23 protein-coding genes are annotated in these 25,562 nt (G+C 40.4%); 13 read left to right on the plus strand and 10 right to left on the minus strand.

The window, feature by feature from the left end:
• Positions 1-144 precede the first annotated feature (144 nt).
• Positions 145-402 (plus strand): glutaredoxin 3, encoded by a 258-nt coding sequence (gene grxC, locus PL8927_RS22230; RefSeq protein WP_083625638.1) that lies wholly within the window; start codon positions 145-147, stop codon positions 400-402.
• A 129-nt stretch (positions 403-531) separates the two neighbouring features.
• Positions 532-1,506, plus strand: coding sequence for a glutathione synthase (gshB, locus tag PL8927_RS22235; protein ID WP_083625639.1), 975 nt, complete (start codon positions 532-534; stop codon positions 1,504-1,506).
• A gap of 11 nt (positions 1,507-1,517) precedes the next feature.
• Here gshB and PL8927_RS22240 read toward each other — a convergent pair whose 3' ends face one another.
• Positions 1,518-1,811, minus strand: coding sequence for a hypothetical protein (locus PL8927_RS22240; RefSeq protein ID WP_156093286.1), 294 nt, complete (start codon positions 1,809-1,811; stop codon positions 1,518-1,520).
• A complete protein-coding gene (locus tag PL8927_RS22245; RefSeq protein ID WP_231506111.1) occupies positions 1,759-2,499 on the minus strand; it encodes a DUF433 domain-containing protein in 741 nt (246 codons plus the stop codon). Before PL8927_RS22245 ends, PL8927_RS22240 begins: the two co-directional genes overlap by 53 nt.
• Positions 2,500-2,570: 71 nt before the next feature.
• Between PL8927_RS22245 and PL8927_RS22250 the strand changes: the two genes are divergently transcribed.
• From PL8927_RS22250 to larB, 4 genes are all read left to right on the plus strand, one after another.
• Positions 2,571-3,689: a Gfo/Idh/MocA family protein gene (locus PL8927_RS22250; protein ID WP_083625641.1), complete on the plus strand. Its 1,119-nt coding sequence runs from the start codon at positions 2,571-2,573 to the stop codon at positions 3,687-3,689.
• A gap of 241 nt (positions 3,690-3,930) precedes the next feature.
• Positions 3,931-4,413: a 2-C-methyl-D-erythritol 2,4-cyclodiphosphate synthase gene (ispF, locus tag PL8927_RS22255; protein WP_083625642.1), complete on the plus strand. Its 483-nt coding sequence runs from the start codon at positions 3,931-3,933 to the stop codon at positions 4,411-4,413.
• 105 nt (positions 4,414-4,518) lie between these two features.
• Positions 4,519-6,288: an ABC transporter substrate-binding protein gene (locus PL8927_RS22260; RefSeq protein ID WP_083625643.1), complete on the plus strand. Its 1,770-nt coding sequence runs from the start codon at positions 4,519-4,521 to the stop codon at positions 6,286-6,288.
• Positions 6,289-6,305: 17 nt separating this feature from the next.
• Positions 6,306-7,091: a nickel pincer cofactor biosynthesis protein LarB gene (larB, locus tag PL8927_RS22265; RefSeq protein ID WP_083625644.1), complete on the plus strand. Its 786-nt coding sequence runs from the start codon at positions 6,306-6,308 to the stop codon at positions 7,089-7,091.
• Positions 7,092-7,099: 8 nt separating this feature from the next.
• Here the strand turns inward: larB and PL8927_RS22270 are convergent, their stop codons facing one another.
• On the minus strand, positions 7,100-7,756 hold the full coding sequence (locus PL8927_RS22270) for a GNAT family N-acetyltransferase (protein ID WP_231506112.1): 657 nt from the start codon (positions 7,754-7,756) through the stop codon (positions 7,100-7,102).
• Between the two features lie 625 nt (positions 7,757-8,381).
• On the opposite strand from PL8927_RS22270, the gene PL8927_RS22275 reads away from it, so the two are divergent.
• Positions 8,382-11,870, plus strand: coding sequence for a response regulator (locus tag PL8927_RS22275; protein ID WP_083625646.1), 3,489 nt, complete (start codon positions 8,382-8,384; stop codon positions 11,868-11,870).
• A gap of 300 nt (positions 11,871-12,170) precedes the next feature.
• On the opposite strand, the gene PL8927_RS22280 is transcribed toward PL8927_RS22275, so the two are convergent.
• Both PL8927_RS22280 and PL8927_RS22285 read right to left on the minus strand, forming a co-directional pair.
• The gene (locus tag PL8927_RS22280) at positions 12,171-12,665 is read right to left on the minus strand and encodes a DUF29 domain-containing protein (RefSeq protein ID WP_083625647.1); all 495 of its coding nucleotides are present in this window, start codon (positions 12,663-12,665) and stop codon (positions 12,171-12,173) included.
• A gap of 660 nt (positions 12,666-13,325) precedes the next feature.
• The gene (locus PL8927_RS22285) at positions 13,326-14,984 is read right to left on the minus strand and encodes a DUF2079 domain-containing protein (RefSeq protein ID WP_083625648.1); all 1,659 of its coding nucleotides are present in this window, start codon (positions 14,982-14,984) and stop codon (positions 13,326-13,328) included.
• Positions 14,985-15,243: 259 nt separating this feature from the next.
• Between PL8927_RS22285 and PL8927_RS22290 the strand changes: the two genes are divergently transcribed.
• Complete coding sequence (locus PL8927_RS22290) at positions 15,244-16,392, plus strand: histidine kinase (protein WP_083625649.1); 1,149 nt, start codon at positions 15,244-15,246, stop codon at positions 16,390-16,392.
• A 245-nt stretch (positions 16,393-16,637) separates the two neighbouring features.
• Here the strand turns inward: PL8927_RS22290 and PL8927_RS22295 are convergent, their stop codons facing one another.
• The 4 genes from PL8927_RS22295 to PL8927_RS22310 form a co-directional block, all read right to left on the minus strand.
• Entirely contained in the window at positions 16,638-16,877 is a 240-nt protein-coding gene (locus PL8927_RS22295; protein WP_083625650.1) for an AbrB/MazE/SpoVT family DNA-binding domain-containing protein, read from the minus strand.
• A gap of 25 nt (positions 16,878-16,902) precedes the next feature.
• Positions 16,903-17,982, minus strand: a complete 1,080-nt coding sequence (gene mutY / locus PL8927_RS22300) for an A/G-specific adenine glycosylase (protein ID WP_083625651.1) — start codon at positions 17,980-17,982, stop codon at positions 16,903-16,905.
• A 65-nt stretch (positions 17,983-18,047) separates the two neighbouring features.
• A complete protein-coding gene (locus PL8927_RS22305) occupies positions 18,048-18,389 on the minus strand; it encodes a DUF760 domain-containing protein (RefSeq protein WP_083625652.1) in 342 nt (113 codons plus the stop codon).
• A gap of 162 nt (positions 18,390-18,551) precedes the next feature.
• A complete protein-coding gene (locus PL8927_RS22310) occupies positions 18,552-19,511 on the minus strand; it encodes an RNA polymerase sigma factor, RpoD/SigA family (protein ID WP_083625653.1) in 960 nt (319 codons plus the stop codon).
• 900 nt (positions 19,512-20,411) lie between these two features.
• On the opposite strand from PL8927_RS22310, the gene PL8927_RS22315 reads away from it, so the two are divergent.
• The 4 genes from PL8927_RS22315 (at position 20,412) to PL8927_RS22330 (ending at position 24,193) form a co-directional block, all read left to right on the plus strand.
• Complete coding sequence (locus PL8927_RS22315) at positions 20,412-21,179, plus strand: proteasome-type protease (RefSeq protein ID WP_083625654.1); 768 nt, start codon at positions 20,412-20,414, stop codon at positions 21,177-21,179.
• A 181-nt stretch (positions 21,180-21,360) separates the two neighbouring features.
• Positions 21,361-21,531, plus strand: coding sequence for a hypothetical protein (locus PL8927_RS22320; protein WP_156093287.1), 171 nt, complete (start codon positions 21,361-21,363; stop codon positions 21,529-21,531).
• 80 nt (positions 21,532-21,611) lie between these two features.
• Positions 21,612-22,466: an NAD(P)-dependent oxidoreductase gene (locus tag PL8927_RS22325; RefSeq protein WP_083625655.1), complete on the plus strand. Its 855-nt coding sequence runs from the start codon at positions 21,612-21,614 to the stop codon at positions 22,464-22,466.
• Between the two features lie 188 nt (positions 22,467-22,654).
• Positions 22,655-24,193: a right-handed parallel beta-helix repeat-containing protein gene (locus PL8927_RS22330; protein ID WP_083625656.1), complete on the plus strand. Its 1,539-nt coding sequence runs from the start codon at positions 22,655-22,657 to the stop codon at positions 24,191-24,193.
• Here PL8927_RS22330 and PL8927_RS22335 read toward each other — a convergent pair.
• Positions 24,170-24,586: a nuclear transport factor 2 family protein gene (locus tag PL8927_RS22335; protein ID WP_083625657.1), complete on the minus strand. Its 417-nt coding sequence runs from the start codon at positions 24,584-24,586 to the stop codon at positions 24,170-24,172. The two genes, PL8927_RS22330 and PL8927_RS22335, sit on opposite strands and share 24 nt — an antisense overlap.
• Positions 24,587-24,806: 220 nt before the next feature.
• On the opposite strand from PL8927_RS22335, the gene PL8927_RS22340 reads away from it, so the two are divergent.
• Positions 24,807-25,325: a COP23 domain-containing protein gene (locus tag PL8927_RS22340; protein ID WP_083625658.1), complete on the plus strand. Its 519-nt coding sequence runs from the start codon at positions 24,807-24,809 to the stop codon at positions 25,323-25,325.
• Positions 25,326-25,562 lie beyond the last annotated feature (237 nt).

Here is a 25,562-nt window from a genome sequence, read left to right on the forward strand (position 1 = left end):
ATAATTTTGGAAGATATAGTCTGGGTATTCAGAAGAGAATGGGACAAAGACAGCCGCCAGGTTTCTGGTTTTTTTGAAAGATGATCCTGTAGAACCTTAATTTATATTAACATTAAGAAAAACTACTCAATCGCAGAACTCTCTATGGCCGCAACTGTTGAAATTTACACTTGGAGTACCTGTCCCTTCTGTATTCGAGCTAAAGCATTACTGAAGAAGAAAGGTGTAGACTTCACCGAATACGTTATTGATGGGGATGAAGCCGCACGAGAGCAAATGACAGAACGATCAAATGGCCCTCGTTCCCTTCCTCAAATCTTTATTAATGATCAGCACATTGGGGGTTGTGATGATATTTATGCCTTAGATCGTCAAGGAAAACTTGATCCCTTACTGGTTTAATTCTATTCTAAATCCTGGCATAATTAAAAACTTCTTATTTATTTAGGGTAAGTTTAAAATGCCAGGATTAAAAATTTAACCTTTGTTCTAATTTTAGCCTAATCTGTTAACCTTTAAGTGTGAATAAAGATGAGATTTGCTTTCATTATTGACCCGATAGAAAAATTAAATCCCAGTCATGATACTAGCGTTGCATTAATGGAATCAGCGCAACTTTTAGGACATGAAATTTGGGTGACACAAGCTCACCAATTAAATGTCATTGAAGGTCAAACTTGGGGACTTTTAACCCAGGTTAACCTCACACCCATTGTTAGAGATCAGAATCGTTGGGTTGTAAAAGAACCTTGGTTTTCTGTTGATCAATCCATTCTCCAACCGCTAGAAAATATGGATGCGGTGTTCATGCGAATTGATCCTCCGGTCACAATTCCCTATCTCTATGCAACTTATCTTTTAGATTATATTAACCCCGAAAAAACCTTAGTGATTAATTCACCTCATGGGTTAAGAACAGCGAATGAAAAAATGTATGCGATGCAATTCAAAGATTGTATTCCTAAAACGATTGTTAGCCGTGACAAACAAGTCATTAGAGACTTTGTTGAACAGGAAGAAGCGGGAGTTTTAAAACCTTTAGGAGGAAAAGCCGGAGAAGGAATTTTATTTTTAGAAGGGAGCGATCGCAATCTCAATTCTTTAATTGAAATTAGTACCCAACAGGGTTTATATCCGGTGATGATTCAACGGTTTTTACCCGAAGCAAAAGATGGAGATAAACGGATTATTTTGCTGAATGGTGAACCCATTGGAGCCGTTAATCGCATTCCTACGGGTCAAGAATTTAGAGGAAATATGGCTGTTGGGGGACGAGTTGCTAAAACTGAAATTACGGATCGAGAATATCAAATTTGCCAACAATTAGCACCTAAATTAGTTGCTGATGGCTTATATTTTGTTGGAATTGATATTATTGGAGGTTATTTAACAGAAGTTAATGTTACCAGTCCTACGGGAATTCGAGAAATTGATTTATTGGATGGGGTTTATTTAGGAAAGCAGGTGATAGAATGGGTAGAAAATAAAATCACGAACCGCTTTTGATCTGAGTTAATTTATAACTCTATTCTTCGGAGTAGTTCTGTATTATTTCTCCAAGCAATAACTCGCCCAGATTGATAAACTTTAGCTATAAAAGGCGGATAATTATTTATAGCAAATTTTGTCATTTTTGGCAAGGAATTCACAAACGTTAAAGCGATCGCATCTCCTGACAAATTTGTTGACGCTAAAACAAAAACTCTCACATTAGCTTGAGCAATACTGAAAAGCTGAGAGGTGCGATCGCCAATTTTTTCATTTTTTGTTAAAACAACCCAATGGCGATTTCCAACGAATTCCCTCTTCAATTAGGGTACGATCACATTGATAATCGATTGCTAGTTCATCAATAGATTCTCCGGCTTTATACCGTTCTGCTAAAATAATAGTGGGAATTCCTGTCCCCATTAAGACCGGACGACCAAAGGAAATGTGGGGATCAATCACAACAATTCGGGGTGAATTTATATCAAAATTCCGAGTAAAAGGAAATAGTTTAATCGGTAATCCTGATGGATCTCGTTCAATTCTGCTTAAAAATTGATAAAAAACTTCTTTTAAAGCTAATTGACCTTTTAAAGAAACATTTAATAATTCCCCAAACTGTTCCACAAATAGATTAACACCATCGGTTTGAAATTCCAGTTGAGCTAAGGGGTGCGGTGCAGAAAATTCTTGATTGAGATAATCTAAAGCTGCACGAACTTTAGCTAAAGGGACTTGATGAAGTCGTCGGATAGCACTTAAAACATGAGCTTCAATTAAATTAGTAAAAGATAGTTGTTTCTCGGAAGTAGAAGGTAATTCAATTAATGGTGTAAAATATTGTTTTCCTTGACGAGTGGGATAATAACGACCATAGACCCAAGACCTCAATGTTCCAGTCGGAAGTTGCAAATATTTTGCCACTTCTGTTAAGGAATAATTCGGCAAATCACGAACCTCTAAACCCATAGACATGATCTCTAATCCTTCAGTCATTTTAAGGCTGTTCATAACTGATAATATTATATCAAATTCGTGTTAAAATTTGATCAATATTTTAATTTCTTGAATCAGGAGAAACCATGACAACAGACACAAAAATTGGCATTGCCATAATTGGGACGGGATTCGGTAAAAAAGTTCATCTTCCTGCCTTTCAAGATCATCCTAAAACCCAAGTAGTTGCAATTTATCATCGAGATTTAGAAAAAGCAAAAGCGATCGCTTCTAGCCATAATATTCCCCATGCTCTGAATAGTATTGATGAAATTGTTGCCTTACCTGAAGTTCAAGGCGTTGCAATTTCAACCCCGCCATTTTTACATTTTGAAATGGCTAAAAAAGCCCTAAATGCTGGCAAACATCTATTATTAGAAAAACCCACGACGTTAACGGTTCAAGAAGCTAAATATCTGTATCAACTAGCGGAATCTAAAGGCTGTATTACCAGCTTAGATTTTGAATTTCGGTTTATTCCCGCTTGGCAACATTTTGCCCAACTCTTAAGCGAAAATTATGTCGGTCAAAAAAGACTAATTAAAATTGATTGGTTAGTTTCCAGTCGGGCGGATGAAACTCGTCCTTGGAATTGGTATGCACAAAAAGACAAAGGAGGCGGGGTATTAGGAGCAATTGGTTCCCATAGTTTTGATTATATTTCCTGGTTATTTGGTTCAATTAAACGCCTCTGTGGACAACTTAATACTTCAATTTCTTTGCGTCCTGATCCTGAAGCAGGAGGAGAATTAAAAACCGTTGATGCGGATGATATTTGTACCCTAATTTTAGAACTTCATGATGGCACACCTTGTCAAATTTGTTTAAGTTCTGTTACCTATCAAGGACGAGGACATTGGGTAGAAGTTTATGGAAGTAAAGGAACCTTAATTTTAGGAAGTGATAATCAACAGGATTATGTACACGGATTTCGCTTATGGGGAAGTCAAAAGGGGGAATCTTTAAGCGAAATTTCCATTCCTGAAGGGTTAGAATTTCCTCGGATTTATCCTGATGGTCGAATTGCGCCTTTAATGCGAGTAATTGATCGATGGATCAGGGGAATTGAACAGGGTAAAAGTTTAGAACCTTCCTTAAAAGAAGGGGTTTATTCTCAACTGTTAATGGATTTAACCCAGGAATCGAATGCAACTGGAACTTGGGTGAATGTACCCGCTTTTGAACCCTTTTTAATGGCTGAGTAGAACTGACAAAACTGATCATTTTAAGTCCTCAATATTGTGTAGTGATGGGCTACGCCCATCCTACCTGATTTTTTCTTGACACCCGACGGACTATTCAACGAATATCAATTGTGGTATTATAAATTTGCAACTCCTGTGAAAAATTTACTTTTCTGGCGTATTTTAGATTTTTAAATGTCTAATTTTATCGAATAGCTGGTATAATACAAGGTGATGTTGCTTTAAATTGGAACAATATCCGATGAATATTCGCATTGGCAATGGTTATGATATTCATAAATTAGTCACCGGACGGCCGTTAATTTTAGGCGGGATAAAAATTCACCATGAATTAGGTCTATTAGGACATAGTGATGCGGATGTTTTAACCCATGCCATTATGGATGCAATGTTAGGAGCTTTAAGTTTAGGAGATATCGGATATTACTTCCCGCCAACGGATGAAAAATGGGCGGGTGCAGATAGTTTAGTATTATTAAAACAGGTGAATCAACTGATTTTAGATCAAGGTTGGAAAGTGGGGAATATTGATTCTGTGATTGTCGCAGAACGTCCGAAATTAAAACCCCATATTAGCGCAATGTGCGATCGCCTTGCTACAACCTTAAACTTAAATTTTGATCAAATTGGGGTGAAAGCAACCACCAATGAACAATTAGGCCCCGTTGGTCGAGAAGAAGGAATTGCGGCTTATGCAGTGGCGTTATTAGAAAAAGTGAATTAAAATTGATTACGAGTCAAAAACACCGAATAGAAAATAACAGGAGTTTATGCCTCTAATGCCAATGGGCTATTAATATAATTGGGAGTTCAATTCATTTCTGAATCAATGATTATATTCAACAAACTGAATGGGTTAAAAAAGGCTTTAGTTATCCTATTAGCACTGGTTCTGAGCGCCTGTAGTGCCGTTCAATCCCAAATTCCGTCTCGGTTGGTGGTTCCTAGTCCTAGCGGCCCAGATACCTTTAATTCGCCTCTGAATCAATCCGCCTATAGTGTGTTTGGATATCTGTATGATCCTTTAATTCAAGATGACCCTGTAACGGGAGAATTAATTCCGAAATCGGGGTTAGCGGAAGCTTGGGAAATTTCTCAAGATAAACAAAAAATTATTATTACCTTAAAAGATGGGTTGAAGTGGTCGGATGGTGAACCTTTCACCGTTGATGATATTATTTTTACCTATAATGATATTTATTTAAACGATCAAATTCCCACCAGTTTTAAAGATATTTTGCGAGTAGGAAAAAGCCGAACCTTTCCGACCGTTAAAAAATTAGATAATCGTCGGGTTGAATTTGTTGTTGCTGAACCCTTTGCTCCTTTTTTGCAATATGTAGCGGGATTAACGATTTTACCTGCTCATATTTTAAAAGCTTCGATAACCGAAACTGATGCTCAGGGAAACCCTAAATTTTTAACCACTTGGGGAACCGATACGAACCCCCAAGATATTGTCGGGAATGGTCAATATCGCATCCAAAGTTATACTCCTTATCAACGAGTGATTTTACAACAAAATCCTTATTATTGGCGCAAAGATAAACAGGGAAATCCTCAACCTTATATTCAACAAATTGTCTGGCAAATTATTGAAAGTACCGACACTCAATTATTGAATTTTCGTTCGGGTTCCTTAGATACTTTACAAATTCAACCCGAAGCATTTCCCTTATTAAAACCCGAAGAAAAACGAGGACAATTTACCATTTTTAATGCGGGGCCAGAGATGGGAACAGTGTTTATGGGATTTAACCTAAATCAAGGTAAAAATGCCCAAGGAAAACCCTTTGTTGATCCGATTAAATCCAAATGGTTTAATAATAAAGCCTTCCGCCAAGCGATTTATTATGCCATTAATCGGGACGTAATGAAAAATAATCTCTATTTAGGATTAGGAGAACTGCAATTTTCTCCCTTTCCTGTACAAAGTCCGTTTTATTTATCTCCCGAAGCCGGATTAAAAACCTATCTCTATGATCCTGAAAAGGCGAAAAAGTTGTTAATCGATGCTGGATTTAAGTATAATAATCAAGGACAATTAACCGATAGTGAAGGGAATCAGATTCGCTTTACCCTTTTAGCCAGTGCGGGTAAAAAAATTAGAGAACAAATGGGAACCCAAATCAACCAAGATCTCGCTAAAATTGGCATTCAAATTGATTTATTATTTCTCAACTTTAATACCTTAGTAGAACGCATCTCCAGTTCTCGCAACTGGGATACTTATCTGGGTGGATTCTTGGGAGGAGGAGTTGAACCTCATGGGGGTTATAATATTTGGTCAGTGCATGGACGGTTACACACTTTTAATCAAGGGCCGCAACCCGGAGAACCCGAAATAAAAGATTGGAAAGTATCAGATTGGGAACAAGAAATCGATGATTTATTTGTGAAAGCTTCCCAAGAATTTGATCCCAAAAAACGCAAAGAACTCTATGGAAAAGCTCAACAAATTATGGCTGAAGAAATACCTTTTTTATATATGGTTAATCCTCTCGTCTTGGAAGCCATCCGCGATCGCGTTCAAGGCATTAAATATACCCCATTAGGAGGAGGATTTTGGAATTTGTATGAATTAAGAATTGCTAGATAATTAGTTATTGAATCCTGATGAATCCTGAAGCCTTACAACAGTTACTTGAATCCGTTGCATCCGGTCAAATTACCCCGACAGATGCGTTAGAAAAAATTAAATATTTTGACTTTGAACCCGTTGGAGATTTTGCCCGAATTGATCATCATCGGAAATTAAGAACAGGATTTCCCGAAGTAATTTGGGGACTGAATAAAACCCCGGCACAAATTATCAGTATTATCGAGGTGATGCGATCGCAAAATCCGGTGGTGATGGCGACTCGGATTGAACCAGATGTTTATCAACAATTACAAGCCAAAATCCCCGATTTATACTATTATGAATTAGCTAAAATTTGTGCGATTCAACCTGCTCAGATTCCCGAAGTAAATTCTAACGGAAACATTACCATTGTAACGGCGGGAACTGCCGATTTACCCGTCGCTGAAGAAGCTGCCATCACCGCTACCTTATCAGGTTTTGAGGTAAAACGGTTATGGGATGTGGGAGTAGCGGGAATTCATCGCTTACTGAGTAGTTGGCCTTTAATTGCGGATGCGGATGTGTTAATTGTGGTTGCTGGAATGGAAGGAGCCTTACCCAGTGTGGTTGCAGGTTTAGCCGATTGTCCGGTAATTGCAGTTCCCACCAGTGTCGGTTATGGCGCCAGTTTTAATGGGTTAGCACCCCTATTAACCATGTTGAATTCCTGTGCGGCGGGAGTCGGTGTTGTTAATATTGATAATGGCTTTGGGGCTGCGATTTTAGCTTGCCAAATTTTACGTCTGGGAGAACGATTAAAACCCCGAATTCAGCCTTAAAAAAAGGTTCAAATTCGTTTCTGTAAAAACAAGCGTCGAGGTTGTCCTAATAACACAGAATCCCAACCCGAATCAATCTCTTTTAATCGATAACCCATTTTGTAATAAAGACGTCTGGCTGGAGGATTATTTTCTAGGACATGAAGATAAACCTTAGAAAATCCCCAACATTGGGCCGTTTGTTCACAAATTCTAAGTAACTCTTGAGCAATTCCCTGCTTTCGATAGTGGGGATGAACTGCCAAATTAGACAAATAGGGATATCGAGAAGCCAAGGATAATTGCCAAGCATAACGCGATCGCAAACCCATTTCTACTGTTCCCAAAACATACTCTTTCGGATGTCCATAACCCGGCGTCGAAACCTCCGGCGAGGAAGCAACAGCAACTAAACATAGATATTGATCTGATCCCATTAAGAGACGAGTGCGTAAATCCTCATAAATCCCCAACCGTAAAATCGGATAAACCCAGCCCCAAATGCCCTCACGCCCATGAAAACTGTCGGCCAAAACATCTGTTAATGCCGTTAGATCTTCCAAGGTTGCGGGCCGAATTTGCAAACGAGAACAATCAATAGAATATCCTGTCGGTGGGGGGTTTCCCGTCCCACAGAGGTTTTCCCATCCAGCCCGGTTTCGGCATCCCAGGAAAGATGTATTCAATCTCGAAGTGGAAAACAAATGATTCACCAGTTTATGGATAACAAAATATTAGTAAAGATCAGCCAATTATTTTTAATTCTTGCACATCTAACTTCCAACAGAGAATCAGGGAATTCCGCACCCACGATTATCCAGGGTACAATAAATATTGTGCATCAATATCCTGATTGTGGTTTAACCAACATTTTTACAACAAAACTAGACAAAGATTAAAAAGGGTCTGGATTTCGGGCCTTAAAAATTGAACCCAAGAGCGAGTTTAACCCTTGGGAATCGATTCAACCTAGAATAGCGATGGATTCCAGTTAGGATTGATCAATAAGGTGTAGGGTTTGACGGTTAACAGCCCATCTGCCAACAGTCAACACCAACTTGTTGTCAGATGAAGCCAAGTTGAGGGTTTTCTGATCAGATCCTCTCATCAGGGATTAAATCTGTCGATTCTGACTGACCACCAACCTACAACCCTTGAAGAATAAGATCAATAGGGGGCATCCTCAACAATCAAGCAACTTGACACTTTGTTAACCCTGATAACCCGGTAGGGGCGGGTTCACCCCAGAAGATCTGTGTCACCCACACAGAACACAAGCCCCCTACAGCCCTTGCAGCAGGAGATCGGTGCATGAATTCCCAGAAACAATCTAAGCCGACTATCTTAGTTGTCGATGATGAACCCGATAACCTAGATCTGCTGTATCGCACCTTTCATCGGGAATACCGTGTATTGCGAGCAGAAGGCGGACTAACGGCGCTAGAAATTTTAGCGTCTCAGTCTGACGTGGCTGTGATTATTTCCGATCAACGAATGCCGCAAATGAGCGGGACGGAATTCCTGAGTTTAACGGCTGTTCAATATCCCGATATTATTCGGATTATCCTCACCGGCTATACCGACGTTGAAGATTTAGTCGAAGCGATTAACTCAGGTAAAGTCTTTAAATATGTTACCAAACCTTGGGACGCCGACGAACTCAAAGCCATCGTTAAACAGGCCTTAGAAACCCATACCGTTCTCAAATCTCGCACCGAAGAACTACGTCGCGCTCTCCAACAAGAATCTCTCCTCTACGCCGTTACCAATACCATTCGCTCCGCCCCCAACTATCGGGAAATGCTGCAACGGATTGTGGAAACGGTGGGTCAAATGTTTGAAGCCCAGTATTGCATTCTGCGACCCTTCCAAGACGGGCAAATGGTGGATGAATGGTTTATGTATCAGTCGGGACGAGGGGATATTCTGGAAACCCCCGATCCCCAAAAGCCCTCAACAGATCTGTTGCGATTATTGGTCTGGGAAACTACCGATGTGGAAGTGATCCAAGCTGTTGATACCGATGAACGGGTAATATCGGTACTGGCCCGCCAACAAGCTTATACCCAAACCCAGATTCGCTCCAGTTTAGTCGTACCCCTATTTTACCAACTGGACTTAATGGCCGTGTTAGCCCTACATCACTGCCAGGAGTCCCATATTTGGCTTGATCATGAAGTTCAATTAGTGATTACCGTTTCCGATCAAGCGGCTTTGGCCCTATCCCAAGCTCGCGCCTATGAACAGGTGCGAGAACTGGCGAAACGGGAAGCGTTAGTCAATACGATTACATCGGCGATTCGTTCTAGTTTAAATCCCCGCACGATTTTTGCCGCCATTACCCAACAATTGGGAGAAGCGTTACAAGTGGATGGATGTGCTTTATCCCTGTGGACAAAAGATGATGAATATGTCCAATGTGTAGGATTATATGATGCGGCTCGTCAGGCGTCGATGGTCAGCGATGAATGGTCGTTAGAGTCTCCCCCCACTTCCGTTGAATCCGTTGCCTCCGTTGAACCCTCGCTTCAGCTACAGCAGCCCCAAGAAATGCTGCCTCAATCTTTAGTTCCGATTCGGGGAAACCCGGTATTGCAACAAGTGTTACGCACCGGAAAACCCGTTGTGATTGATGATTTAGACCGCCAACCGGAATCGCATATTGCGGAATTCCCTCTGCGTTCGGCTTCCAAAGCGTTGATGGTGATGCCTTTGCTCTCCGATGGTCAGATTATTGGCAGTATTTCTCTGCGACAAAACACTCGAATTCGCAAATGGCAAGAAGCGGAAATTAATTTAGTGCAAGTGGTGGCGGTACAAGCGGCTTTAGCCGTACAACAGGCTCGTTTATATCAAAAAACCCGACAACAAGCCGAACGATTATTAGAAGCAGATCGGGTAAAAACGGAATTTTTTCAAAATATTTCCCATGAGTTTCGGACTCCTTTAACGTTAATGATTGGGCCGTTAGAATCGGCGATTAATCAACAGCAAGATTTACCCTTAGAACAATCGAAAATTGCCTTAAGAAATTCTAGGCGATTGTTACGGTTAGTCAATCAATTATTAGATTTACAACGGTTTGATGCGGGACGAATGCAACCTAGTTTTCGCCCCTGTGATTTAATTTCCTTTTGTCACAGTACCGTTGAATCGTTTCAACCCTATTGTCATAAGAAAGAAATTTACTTAGAAACAGATTTAAAAACCTGTCCTTTGTTGTATTTAGATTTAGAACGGTTTGATAAAGTTCTCTATAATTTACTCTCGAATGCGATGAAGTTTACGCCCACTGGAGGAACAATTACCTTAAGAGTTGAACCCCTGGGAGATCATTGTCGTTTGCAAGTTGCAGACACCGGAATTGGGATTAAACCGGAACAAATTCCCTATTTATTTGAACGCTTTCGTCAAGCGGAAGGTTCTGCAAATCGTTCCTATGAAGGGTCGGGTTTAGGATTAGCATTAGTTAAAGAATTAGTGGAACTGCATAAAGGACAAATTTCTGTGGAGTCGATTTATGGCAAAGGTACAACCTTTACCGTTTGGTTACAACAGGGAACGGCTCATTTACCCGGAGAACAAGTTTTGGAGATTCCGGCGGAGTTAAATTCGAGTCGCGCCTCGGTGGAATTTTCGGATGTGGAAGTGGATATAACGGAGGATGATAGCAATAATGGGGGGGAAACGGCGGAAGAAAATATACTTTTAGGGGAAAATACTTCCTCGACGAATTTAGTGTTAGTGGTGGATGATAACCCCGATTTACGGCGTTATGTCTCGAAGATTCTCCGCCAGTCGGGATACAACGTAGTGGTGGCTTGTAATGGGGCTGAAGGGTTTGAAATAGCCCAACGCTATCAGCCGGAAGTGATTATTACCGATTTAATGATGCCTTTGGTATCGGGGTTAGATTTAATTCGGTTAATTCGAGAAAACCCGGAATTGAAGGGAACTCCGATGATTTTATTAACGGCTAAGGCGGATGAAGAAACCCGTTTAGAGGGTGTGGAACGGGGGGCCGATGCCTATCTGTCCAAACCGTTTAATGATCGGGAACTGTTGGCAGAAGTGAAAAATTTACAATCTTTAAAAGAGAACGAACGCCGAATATCTGAGTTAAATCGATATTTAACAGAGTCAGTATTAAAACGATTTTTACCGGAAACAATGGTTAAAAAAGCCGCTACGGGGGAATTGGCGTTGGATCTGAGTCCTGAACCTCGGTTAATTACGATTTTATTTAGTGATATTGTCGGATTTACCCAGATGTCGAATCAGTTACAATCTCAGGGAATTGCGGTGGTGTTAAATGAGTATTTAGCAGAGATGACACGGGTAATTTTTGCCAATGGGGGCACGGTCGATAAGTTTGTTGGGGATGCGGTGATGGCGTTATATGGTGCGCCAGAGGAGTTATCTGCGGAAAAACAGGTCAAACAGGCGGTGAATTCAGCGCGGCAAATGTTGCGATCGCTTGATAAGCTGAATCAACGCTGGCGAGAACAGGGAATCATCAATCATCATGGCGTTGAACCCGTGCGTTTCCGATGTGGAATTCATATCGGGACGGCTGTTGTCGGGATGTTTGGATCTCAGGAACGTTCAGATTATACCGCCATTGGCCCTGCGGTGAATATGGCCGCTCGCTTACAAGAAGTTGCTCATCCCAATAGTATTTTAGTCTCTACAGAAGTAGCGAATTATCTCCCCGCCACTGAAATTTTAGCTGAAGAATTCCACAAATTAAAAGGTATTGGCGATCAAGTATTAACGTTTATGGTTAACCCCGAACCGTAGGGTGCGTAAGCTCCGCGCACGCACCATCCGTAGGAACCTGTTCTAAGTATTGTAGTGAGTCCTTTAGGACTCTGAGGCGTGAACGCCTCACTACAAGGAACCTGAGAGGATTAATTTAACCACCAAGACACAAAGACACAAAGGAGTTGTGTAGATTTTCAGAAACCGGGTTTCTTCAACTATCTTTTTGTAGATGCAAGAAAATGGCAGGATATTTAAAATCTATCTATTCTGCATATTTCATAATCCAGAAATCTGTAAATTAACTGAATTTGCGATCTCTGAATTACAGGGGTATATCTATTTCGGGTTTGGAAACTGATCAGATGGTTCTCCTGGGAAAAAGTTGGTGTCTAAAACTTCGTCTAGGGTATAGAGACATTCTGTGGGAAAATCTTGATCATTCAGGGAGGTTTCGCGTACAGCTAAGTCAATTCCACTTTGATAACCTTTGTGTAATGCTTCAGGAAGATAGGGTTTTAAACTAGGATTTTCTGTTAATAAATAGCCAATCTCTCGGCGTTGTTCGCGCAGGGTCACAAACCAACTTTTAGAGCGTTTATTCGGTTGAAACTGCCACTTGAGTAAATGACCGAGTAGAATTCCTAAACGGTTTTTTAACTCTTGGCGTTGTTGTTTTCCCAAAGATTGAATTTCCTCAGCCAGATTAATAATATCAAGGTGATCTAATGCGCCTTCGCGTAGCAGTTTGGCTTGTTGCTGTGTCCATCCATAAAAGTCTTGTTCATAAAGAGATGAGCTTTTTTGAAAGGATGGGCTCTGTTTTATATCCATAATATTAATTCAGAGGATAGAAAGAATTATATTATTTTTTAAAATCAGTGTCAAATTGTGCGATCGCAACTTTAATAAAAAAAGCGATCGCATCTTTTCATACCCCTCGTTTCTAGGTAGAAGTAGGGGAGATCGGATTAATTTAACCACTAAGACACAAAGACACAAAGGAGTTGTGTAGATTCTCAGAAACCGGGTTTCTTCAACTATCTTTTGATGATTCAACAAAGGTGATGGTAGAAACCCGGTTTCTCAAAGTTATTACCTGATTATATCACATTTTTTAAAATAATTAAAGACTGCGATCGCTCTATTAAAAACCTTTATATCGCAAGTTTAAATCAGTTGTAGATCCGACTTAAAATCCAATTAATCGTAGGGGTGAGGCGCGCCCAAAGTCCGTCAACTTAACGACAAAAGCCTTGAAATAAATTTCAGGCTTAAAGCTAAAGTCATCTAAAGATGACTGAAGGCTTGTCTTTCTTAACCCGTTTTAACGGGTTTGAGCTTTTAGCCCGAAATTTATTTCAGGGCATTATGACTTTCTAAACCCGCCCTTAACTAATTTTTGAAAAAAGCCTGTAGGGGTTTGATTCCTAAACGCAGGTGCAAAGAGGGTTTGGTTTCCAAACCCCTACAATAAAATTTTATAATTATAAACTAGGTTTTAGCTAGAAACAAGGTGTAGTTTTTAACGGCTTCGGGTTGAGAGGGAACGCCTTTTTTCATTAATATGACTCCATCTCTAAAGTCAATAATACCGTATTCTTTGTTAGCAGTTAACTGTTCAATGCGTTGAGTAATTTCTTTTAAGGCATTGCGATCGCCTGAAAACGCTACACCATATTTTTTTAATTGCCATAAATCGGCTAAAATATATTCAACAGAAATCACCTCTCCCGCATCATTTCTTAACTGATATAACGGAAACCTTAATATTTCTCTGCGACCGGATAAATGAGGCACAATATAAGTCGTTGTGGCGACACTGGCATCAGCAGGAATGGCATCCATTAACGGTCTAAAGTGAGCAACGTGTGACCATTGGGTTGTGATGGGAATATAAACCCAAGGATCAATAGAATCGGGAATAATAAAATAAAGGGTACGATTGGGGTTAGCGGTGAAACTAAAGAATAAGGATAACCCTATACAAAATAGCCAAAATCGTTTAAATTTAGGGGAAGGGAGGGAAACTTTAGCAACTGTTTCAGCAGTTAATTGAGCTTGTTCTGTTAAATGCTGTTGTCGATTTCCCCACCATAATATTGTTCCATAAAATAACCCTGGAACTACGGTTAAGGCATAACGAATCGTAATTGATAATACGGATTCTCCCTTAGCCATAAATAGTTTTAATAAGGGAAAACCTGCTATCATCCAAGAAGCGGGAGCAATGGCGGGAATAAAGGCTAAGGGCAACCATTGACCTAATAAATATTTTAATGTTCCCCAAAAGGGTGTAAAAAGTTCAACAATTAATCGCCCCGGATTACTAATAATTCCCCAGAGAATTTCTAAGGTTGAAGCTTCTTCTCCATCGGCATATTGACCAAACCGTTCCATCATAAACCGTTCGGAAATATCCGCCGAAAATAAAGGCATGATAAAATTAGTTAAGGTTAAAATATAACCAAAACTTAGAAGACAAACTAAAACTCCTTGCACCGGATAACGTTTACTTAAAATTAGATAAACCCCAATCCCAAATAAATTGATGCCGGAATCTTCCCGAACCATTAAAATTAAAATGGCACAGACCCAAAATAACCACCACCAGCGTTTTTCTATGGCTAGTAACGCAGTGAACATAAATAACGGAATTTGACAGATATCATGAAAATTACTCAGGGTGGGGCCGATCACGGCATTCGCAGCATAAAAGCTAACCGTAATTAAGGTGGCTAAGGGAGGTTCTAAGTATTGACGAGCTAGGACATAGAGCACCAGTCCAGCAACCGTGATTAATGTTACCTGTAATACGGTTAGGGTGACAGGGGAGGGAAATAATGTATACAGGGGCAACCACAGTAACAAAGCTGGAGTAAAATGCTGTCCTAAACGATGGTAGCTAACGCTAGGAAACTCTCCCTGGTGAACAACATTCGTGGACAGTGCAGAAGACAGGGAACTCTGAAACAACCGTCCGTGAGCGCTATTCCAAAACACTTGATTAAAAATGCCTTGGTCATAAGAGGCATAAAAACTGAAGTAACGGTGTAGAGTTAAGCCTAAACATAAGACAAAGAATGCGATCGCAACGCCTACGACCCATCGGAATGAGGAATTTTTTTGCCAGTTTTGCCAGCTTAGGAACATTCTGGATCTACCCTAATTTTTTACACGGTTATCACGCAAGCCCCCGATACACTCAAGACAGGTGGGGGACACAAGCAACGCTTCCGGTGAACAGTCTACCACTCTCTCCTAACTTCCCGGCTTCCCCAATTCCCCAAAAAAAATCAAATCTAAAGAAGATATTAAATTACACTATAGATAAAAGCAGTTGCCAATGCACTATCCTTCTTCGTTCAAAGACAGTGAAAACAGCTTATCGCACCTGCTCCAAACCGATTTCATGCAGGCATTTCCCGAAAAACAGTCTCCGTCTCCAGAAGCCTCCTTGCAGCTTCTTCTGTTTGTTGATCAACGTCCTAGCGCCGAGGAGCATATTCGGCAAATTTGTCAGTTCCTAGAGGAGTTAAACGCTCAAGACGAATTTGAGCTTCAAATTATTGATGTCGGTGAACAGCCTTATTTAGCCGAACATTTTAAGCTGGTTGCAACTCCAACCTTGATCAAAATTCGCCCCGAACCTCGGCACGTTCTCGCCGGAACTAACTTAGTGGCTCAATTAGAACATTGGTGGCCCCGTTGGCATCAAACGATGGATCTATTAGAGTTAGAAGCAGAACAGCCTTCTGCTTTGAGTTCGGCTTATCCGGTGGCTAATTCTGTGAATTCGGTGGCTTATGTGGCGGAATTAATTAAACTCAGCGATGAGACGTTTCGCCTCAAACAAGAGAAAGAACTGTTACAGCAACAATTACAGTTTAAAGATCGGATTATTGAAATTTTAGCTCATGATCTGCGGAGTCCTCTGACGGCAACTTCCTTAGCCTTAGAAACGCTATCTTCTGAGCAAATTACTCCGGCTTTGAAAGTGCGTTTAGTTCAGCAGGCTCGCGCTCAAATTAATATTATTGATCGGATGATTACGGATATTTTACAAACGGCAAGCAGTCCTAATATTCGTTTACAAATTCAACCGAATCAGTTAGACTTAACGGTTTTCCTTAACCGAATTTTAGGAGAATTAGAATCCCAATTTCAATCAAAATCTCTGAATCTAAAAATGGATATTCCCCATGATACCCCTTTAGTTTATGCTGATCAAGAATGGATTCGACAAGTGGTTGTTAATTTATTAGATAATGGGATTAAATATACTCCCAGGGGCGGAAGTTTACAAGTGAGTGTTTTACACCGCACCAGTCAAAAAGTGCAGGTGAGTATTTGTGATAGTGGGCCGGGAATTCCTGAAGAAAACCGCGATCGCATTTTTCAAGACCATTTTCGTTTAGCACGGGATGAAGCTCAAGAGGGTTATGGTATTGGTTTATCGCTATGTAAACGAATTATTGCGGCTCACTATGGTAATATTTGGGTAGATTCTAGCTTCACAAAAGGCAGTTGTTTTCACTTTACTTTACCTGTTTATCATTAAAGGGAACAGGGAACAGGGAACAGGGAACAGGGAACACTTCGACAGGCTCAGTGCTTCGCAGTAAGCAGTGAATGAGTTTCAGGATTTAGTAGAGACGCGCCATGGCACGTCTGTACAATTGTAATGGGTAAGCGCTATATAATTCTACCCAGTTTTCAATGCTTAATTTGTTGATGCGATCGAACTCTTTTATATAGGTTTTTGTTTGATAATATAGATACAAATATTCGTATCAAGCAGATATTTCATAGAAAAATATCCTCTCGCTGGGGAAGGTTAGGCTGTTCTCGATCATCGAGAAAATCCGGTGTAAATCGAGATAAATTATCCCACCAGTCTTCGTTTAAACTTGTTCTCAAGTCCGGTTGCTTCTCTAATTGTAAAAAATGACGATGCTTAATAAAAGCAATGTAATCTAAGACTTGATCGATAAGTTGATCGGGAAGATTTTCGAGTTCTTGAATCAGTTGATCTTTAGAAGTCATGGGGAATCATCCTATTATGGATTACTTAAGAATTGTTCTTCAAAGCGGCAATAATTTTTTCGTTAGCTTTAGGAAAGGGAAATTGATCGATTTCATCTAATGTTACCCAGCGAATTTCATCAGATTCTAAAGGCTGGGGTTCCCCACTGATATAACGACAGTGATAAACATTTAACGTTACTTTAAAATGAGTATAAGCGTGTTCAAGGGTCATTAAATGATCTTTGACTTCAATTTCTATTGCTAATTCTTCTTGAATTTCGCGTTTAATACACTCTTCTAGGGTTTCTCCCGCCTCTAATTTTCCCCCTGGAAATTCCCACAGCCCTCCTAATAACCCTTTCGCAGGTCGTTTATCAATTAAAATTTGTCCCTGTTGATTCCAAATAACACCCACACCAATAATTTTATGAGGTAGAGGAGAGGAAATTTCACGCATAGGAATTTGAGATTGAAGATTTAATAAATAGGCTTGACAATACAGTGTCCAAGGACATTCGGAACAATTAGGCGTTTTTGGTGTACAGACCGTTGCTCCTAAGTCCATAAGGGCTTGATTAAACTCACGCGGATGATTAGAATCAACTAACTGATCGGATAACTCCCAGAGGGATTTTAAAGCTTTTCCGGGGGGTACAGATAAAGCTATGAGTCGAGCTAAAACTCGTTTAACGTTTCCATCTAAAATAGAAATGGGAAGATTATACGCAGAACTAAGAATACCTCCGGCGGTCGTTCGACCAATACCCGGTAAACTCAAAACCGCTTCTAATTCATAAGGGAAAACCCCATTATATTGTTGCACAATTTGTTGAGCGCAGGCGTGCAAATTTCTGGCTCTGGCATAATATCCTAATCCTTGCCAAAGTTTTAACACCGTTTGTAAATCGGCTTCAGCTAAGTTGTGAATGGTAGGAAACGCTTCTAACCAACTTTGATAATAGGGAATTACCGTTTTAACTTGGGTTTGCTGAAGCATAATTTCAGAAATCCAAATTTGATAGGGATCGCTACTGTTTCGCCAAGGTAAATTTCGCCCAGTTTGAGCATACCAATTGAGAAGCGATCGCCTTAACTCAATAACATCAAATTTCGGCAAACTCATGGTTTAGGCTGCCGAAATTTTATCGGTTTCATCATCATTGAATGGAACATGATCAAGGGTTTTGATTATTCGTCCGAGGCTTTCTCACCCACTTGAATTGATTGCTCAAAAGCCATTCGTTGTTCGGCGTTGCGAAGAAAATAACCACTGATCATCGCGGACGCTAACAGTCGTCCTAAATGTTCACGACTTGTTGTTACCGTGATCCCAAAATGTTCTGAGGGTAAATTCCCCAAGAGTCCGATAATATTCCGTTCCATGACTTGAAAAACTTCAGTAGAATTGGGTTTAGAAAGTTGAGAAACGGTGTCAGGACTCATAGATTGGACATATTGCCATAGTAAGTTACCAATTTCTCCCCCCTCTTCTTGAAAAAACTCGGAATTTCGATTGGATCTGTCGCTCATGCTTCTGTCTCCCTTCTGCAAGAGTTTCAACGGCCTTAAATCTGAATTAGATTTTCAACTCAATAGATTCTTTATTTCTAATCTAGCAGGAAGTAGAGATGGTTTTCATAAAACATCTCTACTTGATCCCGGAGTATTACCCGACTCTTAAGAGAGGGTTAATTAACTGGCCATATAGTCGTCGATATCTTTTTTACGTTTTCGGAGTTTTGTTAACGCTTCTCGTTCAATTTGTCGAACTCGCTCTCGACTAATATTGAGGCGCTCCCCAATTTTAGCCAGAGTTAAACTTTGCCCATCTTCCAAACCAAATCGCAACGATAACACCTGACGCTGTTGTTCGGTGAGGTCGGCCATCATCACTTCTAAATCCGTGCGGAGGGAAGATTGCAGAGCAAAATCTTCAGGTGAAGTTCCTGTATCTTCTAAGAGATCTCCTAACTCCGTGTCTTGGTTATCACCAACTCGCAGATCCAGAGACAGGGGAAGACGGGCGCGTTCTAAATATTCTCGAATTTGTCGAGGTGTGAGTTCTAATTCCACCGCCAGTTCACCCATGGTAGCGGAGCGCCCCAGTTGTTGAGCCAATTGGCGTTGAGCTTTTTTGATTTTATTGAGTTTTTCGGTGATATGAATGGGTAAGCGAATAGTACGGCCTTTTTCTGCGATCGCACGGGTAATCGCCTGACGAATCCACCAATAGGCATAGGTGGAAAAACGATAGCCTTTGGTGGGATCAAATTTTTCGACCCCCCGTTGCATCCCAATAGTGCCTTCTTGAATTAAGTCCAGCAAGTCTACATTCCGCTTGATGTACTTTTTAGCAACGGACACCACTAGACGCAAATTGGCTTCCACCATTTTACGTTTCGCAGCTTGGCCTTGGTCAAGCACTCGTTCTAATTCGGCTTCTGAGAGCCCTAATGCCTCCGCCCATTCTGCTGGACTAGGCGCTCGACCTAAACGGGTCGCTAAGTCTTCCCATTCATCTTGAACAGCACTCAAGCGTTGAACTTGTTTACCGTAGAGAATTTCTTGCTCATGGGTTAGCAGGGGAACACGACCAATTTCTCGTAGATAAGCGCGTACAGAGTCTGTGTCTGAGGTTTTAGCAGTTTTCATGGCTCATCTCCGGCTGGATACCTTGACCTATATAGGTTTGATACGTCAAGCCCCTACTCGAAGCCCGAAAGAGTAGCAACCAAGTCTTGATGCTATTCTTTCGTCTAAAGTACGGACGGTTAGCCTAGGTGTTAAGACCTGGGATTTTTTTCCAATGTTAAGGACTGTAACTCGAATGTGGAGTCACAGTCTTAACATAACTCAATTATATGTTAAGAAGTTTAACATTTCTTAAAAATACTGACTATCTTCCCTAGGGCCTAATATACACCTGTCCAGATGCTATGTAGCAGGGGACAGGGGAAGCAGGGGAAGCAGGGAGACAGGGGGACAAGGAGAAGGAGAGAGGTTATACTCCTACGAGGGTAGCCCTTAACTCAACTTTTGACTGCATCAGATAAAACAAAATAGTGTAAATTTTATAGGCTGTTGTTTCTTGTCTGTCAAACGTTAACAGCCAACTGCCAACAGTCAACCGTCAATTTGGTCAGCACCCCGCTCTGAAGAGACGGGGCTTCATGCCTCTCCTTTGGATAGCTCGTACCCGCCTAAGCCTTAACGGGCTACGTTATCGGGAAGCGTTAAAGTTCTTACCTTGGGATGCGAAGCTAGTCCCAAGCTCTAAAACTTGAAAGTTAAACAGTTTTACGAGGGGTAAGACAGTGATGACCGAGATAGTACCGACCGATAACATTGGCGAAGCTAACATTACCTGAGAAATCAGTGGGGTAGAAATACCAAAAAAACCGGGAATCGGCAAATACAAAAATTTTTGTCGATTCCTAATCTAGTATTCACCGAGAATAAATTCTCCTGATGTGTCCCACTGAGCTTGCCGAAGTGTCGTTTTTCCTCCGCGCTCTGAACAGACGCGGTTTCCAAACTTCCCATTTTTTTATTATGACCTATTGTTTGGGGATCATTACTAATACTGGCTTAGTGATAGCGGCGGACTCGCGCACGAATGCTGGGGTTGATCATATTTCTACCTATCGGAAATTATTCGATTTTTCTAAGTCGGGCGATCGCGTGATTATGCTGTGTATGGCGGGAAACCTCTCCATTACCCAGGGTATTGTTAGCGAATTAGATCGGGATCTCAAAACCCAGGAAGATATAAATTTACATACCTTACCCTCAATGTATGAAGTGGCTCGATATATTGGGGTAAAACTCAGAAAAATTCAAGAAGTGGATGAAAAATGGCTCAAAAAAGACGGAATTGAACCCCAATGTTCAATGCTGTTAGGCGGTCAAATTAAAGGACAAGATCCCGCCCTGTTTTTGATTTACAGCCAAGGTAACTTTATTCATGCCACCAGAGAAACGCCCTTTTTACAAATTGGAGAAACTAAATACGGTAAACCCATTTTAGATCGAACCCTCAGCTTTCATACCCACTTAGAAGCCGCTGCCAAATGTGCACTACTTTCGATTGATTCTACCATGAAATCCAATATTTCTGTAGGGCCTCCGATTAATTTAGTTATGTATGAAAAAGACACTTTCGAGATCAAAAATTGGCTAAAACTGCGTTTAGGAGATCCTTATTTAGCACAAATTCGTAAAGTTTGGGAAGAATGTCTCAAACAAGGATTTAATGAAATTCCTAATATTAATTGGCAGCATCGAGGTAGCGATTCTTCTGAAGATATTTTAATTGATTAGATCTTTTTTTAGATTGTTTGTTGTGCAGGATACGGTTCAATTTTGGGAGTTATCCTATCTTTTGAATAAGGTGGAAAATTAAACTAATCCGCTAAATTTTTACAGGTGCTTAATCCTTTGCTGACGCACCCTCCTCAGACAGAAATCCGTCCCTTTTGCAATTCAAAAACCTGAAAAAATTATGTTAAAATCTGGTCAAATCTACTGTTTTCGGGCGAGTTGGGAACTCTCAAGCCCGATGAGAGAACATACCATCCCAGATTGGTTATCAGTCGGATCAAATTGGCAAGGATACACCATTTGGACTGTTCCTTGGATTGCAGATGTTGCTAGGGTAATTGTTAAATTCTAGCCCTATTATTGTATAGGTTGTAAGATTTAAGCAACTGTAACTGATGATCAAAAGTTCTAGTCAATGGGAGTTAACATCAAATGAGAATTGGAATAATCGGAACCGGGTTAATGGGGTTTCCGATGGCGCTGCGACTCTTGGAAGTTGGATGTCAGGTGATGGTGTATAACCGCACAACATCCAAAGTAGAACCGTTAAGAGAAGCAGGGGCGACAGTAGCAGGAACGCCTCAAGGTTTAATCGCTACCAGTGATTGTATTTTGTTGATGTTAACTAATGAAGATGCAATTGAGTCGGTTTTGTTCCGTTCAGAATTTCAATCGTTTTTATCTGGAAAAACAATTATTTCAATGGGAACGATTTCCCCAACCAATAGTAAAAATATCCAAACAGAAATTATTAAAGCGGGAGGAGAATATTTAGAAGCGCCTGTTTTGGGGAGTATTCCTGAAGCTAAAGCCGGAACATTACAAATTATGGTCGGTTCCACAGAAGCCCAATTTAAACAGTGGTTTCATGTTTTACAACCGTTAGGAGAACCTAAATATATTGGAGAAGTGGGAAGCGCAGCCGCGTTAAAATTAGCATTAAATCAATTAATTGCTTCCCTAACAACTGCATTCGCCCTAAGTTTAAATTTTGTTCAACAGCAAGGAGTTGATATCGAATTATTTATGGAGATTTTACGCAAAAGTGCGTTATATGCTCCTACTTTTGATAAAAAATTACAACGGATGTTAGAAGAAAATTATCAAAACCCCAATTTCCCCACTAAACATTTATTAAAAGACACGAATTTGTTTCTACAAGAAGCTGTAAAAATGGGGTTAAATGCGAGTTCGTTAGAAGGAGTACGAACCCTATTAGAAGCAACGCAAAAACTCGGAAAATCAGACGACGATTATTCCGCCCTATTTACCACCATTAAACCGTAGGGTGCGTAAGCGCAGCACACGCACCACCTCCATATAGTAGGGTGCGTAAGCGCAGCGCACGCACCACCTCAAAGTTTATAGATCATTCTTTCTTGAATTTATGAGTATTGATTTATAAAGAGGAAATGGTGCGTGCGCGTTGCTTACGCACCCTACGAATAAACTACGGTAGAAAGGAATAATCAACGATGAATCAAACCCGTCGCCAATTGCTGCAACAATTCCTAACAATAACGGCTACAACGTTAATTTTACCCCCAGTTTTTAATCGGGTTTCTCAGGCTGAAATTCCTAATAATTCTGGAAAGGTTTATTCTGTTTCTCCAATGGGAAATGATCGCCATTTAGGAACACTAGATCAACCTTGGGCAACTATTCAAAAAGCAGCAAATACCATTCAAGCGGGAGATACAGTTTATATTCGAGGAGGAAAATATAAGATTAATCAACCCATTCGTCCCCAATTTTCAGGATTATCAAATCAATGGATTATTTATGCAGGATACCCCGGAGAACAGGTAATCATTGATGCCGATGGAATATTTGTTGAACCTGCAACGGGTTCCCCTCCCTATCCTCATGATCAAGGGGCATTTTTAATTATCGATCAAAGCTATATTCTGATTCAGAATTTAACGGTGATTAATTCCCATAATGCCGGATTTACAGTCAGAAATAGTCACCATATTAACTTTTATAATAATACCACAATTAACACCTATTCTTCAGGAATTGCGATTTGGAATAACTGTTATCAACATCAGGTGATCGGAAATACGGTGATTAATGCTAATCGGCCCAATATGAAAAGCCAGCCTCCTAATTCACCCCCGGCGACAAAATCACCCCATGAAGCCATTACTTTAGCCGGGGTGAAGGATTTTGAAGTGGCTTATAATCTCGTTTGTTATAGTGAAAAAGAGGGAATAGATTGTAAAGAAACCTGTGCTAATGGTCGAGTTCATCATAATTATACCCATCATCTAAAACGACAGGGGCTTTATGTCGATTCTTGGTTTGGGGTGTTAGAAAATATTGAATTTGATCATAATATTGTCGAAGAATGCGAGACAGGAATTGCGATTTCCGCAGAAGATGGCCCCAGGGTAGAAAATATTAAAATTCATCATAATTTAGTTTATAATAATCGAGCATCAGGGATTTTTATTTCTCGATGGGGAAAGGATCGACTGAAAAAAAATATCCATATTTATAATAATACAATTGTTCTTAATGGTTATGGACAAATTGATAAATCCCAACCTTATTGGTTAACAGGAGGTATCTATCTCTATTCAACTCAGTTAGAAAATTTGGTAATTGAGCATAATATTTTGAGTGAAAATAAATATTTCCAGATTGGATATAGTCGGGATTTTCAAGCAGATGATTTTACTCGAAAGCAGATTAGAATTGAGAATAATTTAATATTTCAATCTCAAGCTGTGACCTATCCGGTTTATTTAGAAGCCTGGACAAAGGATTATGTTTATAGTACAAATGGGGATAATTTTATTGAAGCTAAACCTAATTTTAAAGACCCATCTTTAGCTAATTTTTATTTACAGCCTAATTCTCCTGCAATTACTGGGGGAAATCCTACCTATTTGGGGGCTTTTCCTCCTGACCCGGAAGCAATATTTTGGTGGTTAGGGGATTTTCCCCCTCAATTTAAAGTTGATAGCGGGAGTTTAAATCAGTTATCAAGAGCGAAATTTACGTTCTGATTCTTGAATCGGTAAATCGTTAATACTGGCTTCCCGTCGCTGCATTAACCCATTAGGAGCAAATTCCCATTGTTCATTCCCATAGGCGCGATACCATTTACCCGAATCTGTGCGATATTCATACTCAAATTTAACAGAAATTCGGTTATCGGTGAAACTCCATAACTCTTTTTTCAAACGATAATCTAGTTCTGTGTTCCACTTGCGAGTGAGAAATTCCCGAATCTTTTCCCGTCCGGTAAAGAATTCAGCCCGATTTCGCCAAACGGAATCCTCTGTATAAGCTAATGCTACTCGTTGAGGATCACAGGTATTCCAAGCATCCTCGGCCGCTTGGACTTTGGCTTTAGCGGTTTCTAGGGTAAAGGGTGGTAAGGGGGGTCTAGTTTCCATTAGCAATTCTCCTTGATGATTATGATTCAGTTTAGGGGTCGTTGGAAAGGTTGCTTAATTGCTGTTCTAACTCTACAATTAGATCTACAAAAGACTCAAGACGCAGCGATCTAATCTGCGATCGCAAAGATTAAATTTCTTGAACCGATCTGTACATACTTGCTTTGATTCTGATAAAGTATAAAAAAATATCCCTATTTTGAGTTTTACCGACCTAACTATGAAAACTCAGTTATTTGTCAGGTTGCTCACCGTTTGTGCCTTAACCTTGGGGTCAATACCTTTTTTAAATAACCCTGCCGAGGCTCAAAATATCACTTATTCTTGCGGTAAATCACGGGATGGCGTGCCAACGACCTATGCTGTGAATTCCACTGGAAGACGCATTGCGGTCATCCGATGGCAGAGAGATTGGGGAAGTATCAGTGGAGAAGCTCGATGCAAAGAAGTTTCTTCTCGGTTTCAAAACGCATCTAATAACGGAACCCTCAGTTTTCTAACTCATGGGGTGATGAGTGGGCAAAAAGTGATTTGTACCGCTAAGGAGTATGGTGGCCCTTGCAGCAGTTTACTATTTACCCTTAGACCGGAGGATAATCCTAGACAGGTGATTAACGACTTGTTTGGTGTTGGTTATCGCGCCCGTGGCCCTGTTGTTCAATCCGATGACGGAGAACCTCAGATTTATATTGACATGGAATTGTTACTGCAAAATGCCGCTAACGCTACTGAAAAATAATTGAGAAATTTCAGATGTGGAACAGGCATCTTGCCTGTTAAGTCAGGTATGTAGAACAGCCATCTTTCCTGTTAACAGGGATATGTAGAACAGCCATCTTTCCTGTTAACAGGGATATGTAGAACAGCCATCTTTCCTGTTAACAGGAATATGTAGAACAGCCATCTTTCCTGTTAACAGGAATATGTAGAACAGCCATCTTTCCTGTTAACAGGAATATGTAGAACAGCCATCTTT

The sequence above is a fragment of the Planktothrix serta PCC 8927 genome, assembly GCF_900010725.2.
Lineage (GTDB): Bacteria > Cyanobacteriota > Cyanobacteriia > Cyanobacteriales > Microcoleaceae > Planktothrix > Planktothrix serta.

Excerpts from the sequence above, each read along its gene's own strand:
- PL8927_RS22280 (WP_083625647.1), bottom strand. The coding sequence starts at position 12,665 with ATGGATATAAAACAGAGCCCATCCTTTCAAAAAAGCTCATCTCTTTAT.
- ispF (WP_083625642.1), top strand. The coding sequence starts at position 3,931 with ATGAATATTCGCATTGGCAATGGTTATGATATTCATAAATTAGTCACC.
- PL8927_RS22295 (WP_083625650.1), bottom strand. The coding sequence starts at position 16,877 with ATGACTTCTAAAGATCAACTGATTCAAGAACTCGAAAATCTTCCCGAT.
- PL8927_RS22340 (WP_083625658.1), top strand. The coding sequence starts at position 24,807 with ATGAAAACTCAGTTATTTGTCAGGTTGCTCACCGTTTGTGCCTTAACC.
- larB (WP_083625644.1), top strand. The coding sequence starts at position 6,306 with ATGAATCCTGAAGCCTTACAACAGTTACTTGAATCCGTTGCATCCGGT.
- gshB (WP_083625639.1), top strand. The coding sequence starts at position 532 with ATGAGATTTGCTTTCATTATTGACCCGATAGAAAAATTAAATCCCAGT.
- PL8927_RS22285 (WP_083625648.1), bottom strand. The coding sequence starts at position 14,984 with ATGTTCCTAAGCTGGCAAAACTGGCAAAAAAATTCCTCATTCCGATGG.
- PL8927_RS22260 (WP_083625643.1), top strand. The coding sequence starts at position 4,519 with ATGATTATATTCAACAAACTGAATGGGTTAAAAAAGGCTTTAGTTATC.
- PL8927_RS22305 (WP_083625652.1), bottom strand. The coding sequence starts at position 18,389 with ATGAGCGACAGATCCAATCGAAATTCCGAGTTTTTTCAAGAAGAGGGG.
- PL8927_RS22290 (WP_083625649.1), top strand. The coding sequence starts at position 15,244 with ATGCAGGCATTTCCCGAAAAACAGTCTCCGTCTCCAGAAGCCTCCTTG.
- PL8927_RS22250 (WP_083625641.1), top strand. The coding sequence starts at position 2,571 with ATGACAACAGACACAAAAATTGGCATTGCCATAATTGGGACGGGATTC.
- PL8927_RS22310 (WP_083625653.1), bottom strand. The coding sequence starts at position 19,511 with ATGAAAACTGCTAAAACCTCAGACACAGACTCTGTACGCGCTTATCTA.
- PL8927_RS22330 (WP_083625656.1), top strand. The coding sequence starts at position 22,655 with ATGAATCAAACCCGTCGCCAATTGCTGCAACAATTCCTAACAATAACG.
- mutY (WP_083625651.1), bottom strand. The coding sequence starts at position 17,982 with ATGAGTTTGCCGAAATTTGATGTTATTGAGTTAAGGCGATCGCTTCTC.
- PL8927_RS22245 (WP_231506111.1), bottom strand. The coding sequence starts at position 2,499 with ATGAACAGCCTTAAAATGACTGAAGGATTAGAGATCATGTCTATGGGT.
- PL8927_RS22315 (WP_083625654.1), top strand. The coding sequence starts at position 20,412 with ATGACCTATTGTTTGGGGATCATTACTAATACTGGCTTAGTGATAGCG.
- PL8927_RS22335 (WP_083625657.1), bottom strand. The coding sequence starts at position 24,586 with ATGGAAACTAGACCCCCCTTACCACCCTTTACCCTAGAAACCGCTAAA.
- PL8927_RS22275 (WP_083625646.1), top strand. The coding sequence starts at position 8,382 with ATGAATTCCCAGAAACAATCTAAGCCGACTATCTTAGTTGTCGATGAT.
- PL8927_RS22325 (WP_083625655.1), top strand. The coding sequence starts at position 21,612 with ATGAGAATTGGAATAATCGGAACCGGGTTAATGGGGTTTCCGATGGCG.
- grxC (WP_083625638.1), top strand. The coding sequence starts at position 145 with ATGGCCGCAACTGTTGAAATTTACACTTGGAGTACCTGTCCCTTCTGT.
- PL8927_RS22320 (WP_156093287.1), top strand. The coding sequence starts at position 21,361 with ATGTTAAAATCTGGTCAAATCTACTGTTTTCGGGCGAGTTGGGAACTC.